Here is a 5751-nt window from a genome sequence, read left to right on the forward strand (position 1 = left end):
ATAAACTCCGCGCTCGATCGAGTCTATCGAATACGATTGTACCACCAAAGACATAATTAAAGATATTCTCATAATCGCGATCGAAGTCCACCAAATTAACGGCATAATCGATAAAACCCTGAGTCGCTCTGAGTGCGGCATTCTCTTTTAATGGTTGAGCATTAATCTTATTTAACGGTAAAAATGTCGCCCGTCCGCCGCGTTTTTGTTTGAGAATTTCGATCGCGCGAGCAGCGACGCCATCATCTTCGACGACTAGGTTACCCATTCTCGCACCAGCAGCAATTTCGAGAGCCAATTGATAAGCCGGAGCGACGTTACCTAATTGCGCTACCAATCCATAAACGCCAGGGATTTTTGCTTCTTTAATAATTTTAGTCGCGAAGGTACCTTGGGCTTCGGCTTGGACTTGATTTTGAGCTTCTAATTTATCGACTAATCGCTGTTTATCTCTTTGTTCTTGTAATAATCTTTTTTGGGTTTCTAGTTGGGTATCTACATTCGATTGAACGGCAGTTAGTCTATTTTCTAATACAGCCAGTTCGCCAGTAGCTTGAGCGAGTTTATTTTCTAGTTCCGAAACCTTATTTTGGTTCGCAGCTAATTCTGGCGTAACGGTTGCCAAGCGTTCGGTTTCTTCAGCAATTTTGGCAGTTAGCTGAGTTCGACGTTCGGTGAGTTGCGCTTGGGCTGTGCGCTGTTTACTTAATTGTTGCAGCGTAGTTTCTATCTGCCGACTAACTTGAGTTTGTTCCTCTACCCACGCCGTCGATGCAGACGCGATCGAGCTAGCTTTCTCTTTAGTTAATTCTAACTGATATTTAGCTTCATCGCGATCGGTTATCGATTTTTTCAACTGAGTAGTTTCTAACTGCTGTTGTTCGCTAGTTAATCGATGGAATTCTTGCTCGTAATTAGCTAATTGACTAGCCGATTGCTGTTGGTTGGTATGAGTATTCGATCGAGTCGCTGTCAGCTCTTCTTGTTGCAGTGTCAGTTGTCGCTGCTCTGCCTGTTGTGTGGCCAATTCCGCTTGAGCAGCTAAAAGTTTTTCTTCACCTAATGCCCGCACGCACGCATTTAAGCGTTCGACTTCCGCAGTCGTAGTGCCGATTTCCCCTTGCAAATCGACGAGTTGTTTATCCAACTCACCCAGGGCAATTTTTCCTTTACCTAAATCTGTTTGAATTGTCGCCTGTTTCTGTTGTAAATTCTGCCATTTTAAGACCACCTCTTCGACAGATTTCTGTTGAAACTCCGTCCGCAATCTTTGGTACTTTTCAGCCTTAATTTTATCCTGAGCTAACTTATCCCGTTGCACCACCAATTCTGCGGCGACAATATTACATTTTTCGACCTTTTCCTTGACCTCATCTAGTGTATCCTTAGCGCGATCGATCTTGCGATCGAATGCCGCCACACCAGCCAACTCGTCGATAATCTCCCGCCGCTCCTTACTATTCATCGAGATGATGCTGGTGACATCCCCCTGCAACACGACATTATAGCCCTCAGGATAAATCCGCAGCGCGTTTAATTGCTCGTGCAACTCCGCCAGGTTGCAAGCCTCACCATTAATCGCATAATTCGACGTATAACCACCCTGAGCATTCACCCGCAACCGCCGCGTCACCACCCACTCATTCGCCAACCGTTGCTTCGGTGGAGCAGGGGAAACACTACTAATATCGACAACCTCAATTTCTGGTGCTGGCTCATCCTCATTCTCCAAATCGAATGTCACCGTCACAATCGCCTCAGACGCGCCCTTATGATTCGATCGATCGTGATTGACTAAATCCGGCAACCGTTCCGCCCGCATCCCCTTGGAGCTAGCCAATCCCAGACAAAATAATAGTGCGTCGAGAATATTCGACTTACCGGAACCATTCGGCCCCGATACCACGGTAAAACCGGGTAAAATCGGGACTTTGGTAGTACCACCGAAGGACTTGAAATGGGACAGTTCTACCTGTTTGATGTGTACCATAAGTTCTAGATGCATCCCTTGGCGGCGCGAGTCCGCATTTTCCCAAGAGTTTATCTTAGCAGAGATTCTCTATTATGTAGCGTCTGTTGGGTCTAATCGGTTTGTTGATTTGTGAAAGCATCGAGTAGATATTCGGGAACACTCAATAATAGTAGAACTTACATCATCGATTATGAATGCCTTCACGAAGCTTCTTTCACAGCACGTTGGAACAGCATTTGCCAGACAAATTCAATTTGGACAATTGCTCGGAGATCGAAATTTTAATGTCAATATCAAGCAAGGAGTAGTAACATTTGGCAGAGATCTTCAGTATCAGATTCAATTACTAGGTACAGAAGCAGAGGGAGATAATTCATGGCTATGGGCTTGGGCTAATGAGGGTAGCAATTTCCCAACAAATATATTGCAGTCTTGCAATGCTTTACGCGATTTTGGTACTCAGCATACTATCGAAGAGTTGACAAATCGAAGTTTTTCACTGGATGTCACTGACGGACATTCTATCTCCCTTACTGCATCAGGTTTAAATGATAACTGTTGTTATTATCGTGCTCCTTATTCTGGTGGGGCCTTATTTTTTCTGGTCTTCAATGTCCCCAATGAAGTTTTCCCCTATGTTGATGCGGCTCAAGCAATCGAGATAATTACTGACGTTATTTCTAATGTGAATGTCGAGCATTGGATTATGTGTGAGTCTTTTCTCAATTCACAAGGGTTTACCCTCGAATTGTCGGAAGATAAAATTAACGCTATCCGTGGCAATGATGCAATTAAAATAATATTCGATTCTCAACAGCGAATCGCAGAAATCGGTGCTTCTCTCCAGTCAAAGTTGTTAGCAACTTAATTATGTACTCGTCATGTGACGATCGAGGGGATAATCTGCACCAAAGATGAGATTGTTGGCAAGTATTGGATCGATCTTGGTGATATCTAGATAATTGCATACTTTTTGCCGATGTGTCGAGAAATCGAGGTAGGGGTAATTCATGAATTGCCCCTACCTCGATTTCGAGCGTATGTCATATCATAATATGTACGAGAGGAATCTCGATCGAAAATGACTATGGAAGTACAAAAATGTCTAAACATAACTTTCAAGCTATGACTCTTAATGAATTGAGACGATATGTTTTAGCTCATAGAGATGATAAAGAAGCATGGGATGAGTTTGCCGATCGTCCTCGTCCTAATGCTACGATCGTAGCAGCAGATACGCCAGTAGAAGAACAGGAGCGGATTATCAAAGAGTTAGTCGATCGATGTAAATAGGATGGGTTCGATCGAATAAGTCAATCCAGAGAATAGATTTGGGTATTTTAGTAGTGGAGAGAATTAGCCCAATCCAACTAAACAACTATGAAGACTATCGATTTTAGGAATAAGCCCGATCGTACTAAAATTAAAATTACTAAAATTAGCGATTTTTTCGAGATATGTATTCCACCATATGAATATCATCTGTCGATTTTCTTCATGGCTCCATTTACTTTTTTTTGGGATGGATTGCTCATCTTAATTATACGAGAGCAACTTCAACTTCCAGATTTCCACAGGTCTCTATTTTCTTTATTGCCTTATTGTGCGATCGGGATCTTTCTTGTTTATGCTTGTGTATTTATTCTGTTCAGAAAAATTTCTTTTCGGATAGACAGGCATGAAATCTCTCTAACGAAAACCTTGTTCGGTCGGAAGATACACCGTGAAATCACCATACCTAAGCGAGAAATCGCTAAAATTATTTTTACCCATAGCTACTCTTATAGAGATTCTGATGGAGATTTCATTACAGGATCTGCCGAGCTAAGATGTGAATCAGAGACAAAATCTATCTCGATTTGTGGACGTTGGGGTGGCAGGTTATTCGATCCAGCTCGTGGTGTTGTCAAAACTGAATCTGAGGTTAAATGGTTGGCGTATGAAATTAGTGAATGGTTAGATAAACCGCTGATGATTATCGAACGGCCCACATGTTAATAGCCAAAATGAATAATATCTGACAACATTTATTGTTTGTAGAAAGCTATGCATAACGATCGGATGGTCGATCGAATGGTCGATCGAATGTATTGGATCGATCGAATCCCCATAAAATCAAAAATCTGTAGAGATGAGTTTGTGGCACGTCCTCGTCCTAATGCCACGATCGTAACAGCAGATATAACTGTGGAAGTACAAGAACGAATCGTTAAGGAGTGGTTAAATATAAGTAAATAATGGCAGTATATCTTCTAATTTTGCGGAATGTGGGATTAAAGAATTGTAGATAGATTAGTATAATCCGAATGAGCCAGTATGAGAAGTATCGATTTCGGCAATAAGTCTTTTAATACTAAAATTCAGATCGCCAAAGATGGCGACTTTTTTGAGATATATATTCCGCCATTTGGATTTTGTCTAGAAATTTTAGTCTTGATAATATTTACTGTTTTTTGGAATTATTCTGTTGTAGGCGGATTTTTCGGTTTAACTCAGATACCGTTTATGATTAGTATCATTTTCATGCTTCTTCAATTACCTTTTTGTGGAATTGGTGTCTTCCTTGTTTATACTTGTTTGTTCGTTTTATTTGGCAAAACCTATTTCCGTATTAATAGACATGAAATCTGTTTAATTGAAACCTTATTTGGTTGGAAAGTTAGCCATCAACGTCCCAAGCGAGAAATTACCGAAATTATTTTTAAACGAAATAGCTTTTATGCTGATTCTGATAGCGATGGTTTCGCTCTCGTCGAGTTTAAAATTAGAAAACACTCGATCGAACTCGGAGCACTTCGTAGTGGCATCAATCATGACACAGAGGTTGAATGGTTGGCATATGAAATTAGCGAATGGTTGGATAAACCGCTGACAATTCTTGAAGCTCCATTAAAAAAGTTGAAAGGTAATTTTAAATGATGGCATCGACGCGTTCTATCGTTTAATCTAGTAAGAGTTAGTAGATAGAAGTAAGTAATCACAGATTCGATCGAGTGTGGATGTTGTCGATCGTCTCCGATCGAGAATTTTTAAACAGGGATAGGATCGATCGAGTGATTACAATTATTTGAGATAGTCGGTGAATTAGATTCAATAGATCGTAACGACTCGATCGAGCATGTAAAATGAAGAGATAACAGCTAAAATGAGGTCAAGCCTATGACAGTTGGAAAGCTTAAATAGAGCAAAGAAGAATTTGCTCGACGTGGGAATGAATTTACGAAACCCAAGTGTTCCCTCAAGTTGAAGAAAGTATACAACTCAGTCATTAAGCAGTTTGAATTGAATCGTTCGATCCTAAACTGTCGGCACACTTTTACCAATCCGTGCTAATTTTTGAACATATAATTCTCGATCGAGTTGAGCTTCTATTTCTGCTAATTCTCGATTGAATTCAGCAATTTCTCTACGAGTTTGGCGGAGATTAGCGATCGATCGTTCGCGGGTGGCAAGATCTGGTATTTGTGGGCTATTCATTTAAGGAAGTCTCCAAGTTAAAAGGATTTCTTCGATGCTCCGCTCCCAAGCTGGAATTCTGATTTCGATCCGTTCTTTGGAATCCATTGCCAGTTTAGCTAGCGCAGCAGATATTTCAGGTTGAGCGGTGGCTACTTTTAATTGTAAGCTACTAAATCGAGAGAAGGCTTCGCTAGCTTCTTGCGCGACGTTTTTGAGTTCGGATAGCACCACCAATGTTTCTGTTATTTCGCCAAATCTTGTAAATAGCTGCCATTCGGTTTTGGTAGCGAGATTGACAATCGCTGTCTCTTATACACATC

9 protein-coding genes are annotated in these 5751 nt (G+C 41.1%); 5 read left to right on the plus strand and 4 right to left on the minus strand.

The annotated features are described in order from the left end of the window. On the minus strand, positions 1 to 2005 hold a 2005-nt coding region (locus C7B77_RS22160; RefSeq protein WP_146138448.1), incomplete at its 3' end, for an AAA family ATPase. 157 nt (positions 2006 to 2162) lie between these two features. Here C7B77_RS22160 and C7B77_RS22165 point away from each other — a divergent pair. Next, positions 2163 to 2840, plus strand: a complete 678-nt coding sequence (locus tag C7B77_RS22165; RefSeq protein ID WP_106309982.1) for a DUF6882 domain-containing protein — start codon at positions 2163 to 2165, stop codon at positions 2838 to 2840. On the opposite strand, the gene C7B77_RS30320 is transcribed toward C7B77_RS22165, so the two are convergent. Then, positions 2841 to 2984, minus strand: coding sequence for a hypothetical protein (locus C7B77_RS30320; RefSeq protein ID WP_181243970.1), 144 nt, complete (start codon positions 2982 to 2984; stop codon positions 2841 to 2843). 89 nt (positions 2985 to 3073) lie between these two features. Between C7B77_RS30320 and C7B77_RS22170 the strand changes: the two genes are divergently transcribed. From C7B77_RS22170 to C7B77_RS22180, 4 genes are all read left to right on the plus strand, one after another. Continuing rightward, positions 3074 to 3265, plus strand: a complete 192-nt coding sequence (locus tag C7B77_RS22170; protein ID WP_106309985.1) for a DUF6887 family protein — start codon at positions 3074 to 3076, stop codon at positions 3263 to 3265. A gap of 87 nt (positions 3266 to 3352) precedes the next feature. Next, positions 3353 to 3970, plus strand: coding sequence for a hypothetical protein (locus tag C7B77_RS22175; protein ID WP_106309987.1), 618 nt, complete (start codon positions 3353 to 3355; stop codon positions 3968 to 3970). A gap of 48 nt (positions 3971 to 4018) precedes the next feature. Beyond that, on the plus strand, positions 4019 to 4210 hold the full coding sequence (locus C7B77_RS29380; RefSeq protein WP_146138449.1) for a hypothetical protein: 192 nt from the start codon (positions 4019 to 4021) through the stop codon (positions 4208 to 4210). Positions 4211 to 4288: 78 nt separating this feature from the next. After that, complete coding sequence (locus C7B77_RS22180; RefSeq protein ID WP_106309990.1) at positions 4289 to 4891, plus strand: hypothetical protein; 603 nt, start codon at positions 4289 to 4291, stop codon at positions 4889 to 4891. A gap of 378 nt (positions 4892 to 5269) precedes the next feature. On the opposite strand, the gene C7B77_RS22185 is transcribed toward C7B77_RS22180, so the two are convergent. Together C7B77_RS22185 and C7B77_RS22190 are read right to left on the minus strand one after the other, a co-directional pair. After that, a complete protein-coding gene (locus C7B77_RS22185) occupies positions 5270 to 5449 on the minus strand; it encodes a hypothetical protein (protein WP_106309993.1) in 180 nt (59 codons plus the stop codon). Beyond that, positions 5450 to 5662 carry a hypothetical protein gene (locus C7B77_RS22190; protein WP_106309996.1) on the minus strand — a complete coding sequence of 71 codons (213 nt, stop codon included), beginning with the start codon at positions 5660 to 5662 and terminating at the stop codon, positions 5450 to 5452. Between the last annotated feature and the right edge of the window lie 89 nt (positions 5663 to 5751).

The organism is Chamaesiphon polymorphus CCALA 037 (assembly GCF_003003845.1).
Classification (GTDB): domain Bacteria; phylum Cyanobacteriota; class Cyanobacteriia; order Cyanobacteriales; family Chamaesiphonaceae; genus Chamaesiphon; species Chamaesiphon polymorphus.

Excerpts from the sequence above, each read along its gene's own strand:
- C7B77_RS30320 (WP_181243970.1), bottom strand. The coding sequence starts at position 2,984 with ATGAATTACCCCTACCTCGATTTCTCGACACATCGGCAAAAAGTATGC.
- C7B77_RS22175 (WP_106309987.1), top strand. The coding sequence starts at position 3,353 with ATGAAGACTATCGATTTTAGGAATAAGCCCGATCGTACTAAAATTAAA.
- C7B77_RS22165 (WP_106309982.1), top strand. The coding sequence starts at position 2,163 with ATGAATGCCTTCACGAAGCTTCTTTCACAGCACGTTGGAACAGCATTT.
- C7B77_RS22170 (WP_106309985.1), top strand. The coding sequence starts at position 3,074 with ATGTCTAAACATAACTTTCAAGCTATGACTCTTAATGAATTGAGACGA.
- C7B77_RS22185 (WP_106309993.1), bottom strand. The coding sequence starts at position 5,449 with ATGAATAGCCCACAAATACCAGATCTTGCCACCCGCGAACGATCGATC.
- C7B77_RS29380 (WP_146138449.1), top strand. The coding sequence starts at position 4,019 with ATGCATAACGATCGGATGGTCGATCGAATGGTCGATCGAATGTATTGG.
- C7B77_RS22180 (WP_106309990.1), top strand. The coding sequence starts at position 4,289 with ATGAGAAGTATCGATTTCGGCAATAAGTCTTTTAATACTAAAATTCAG.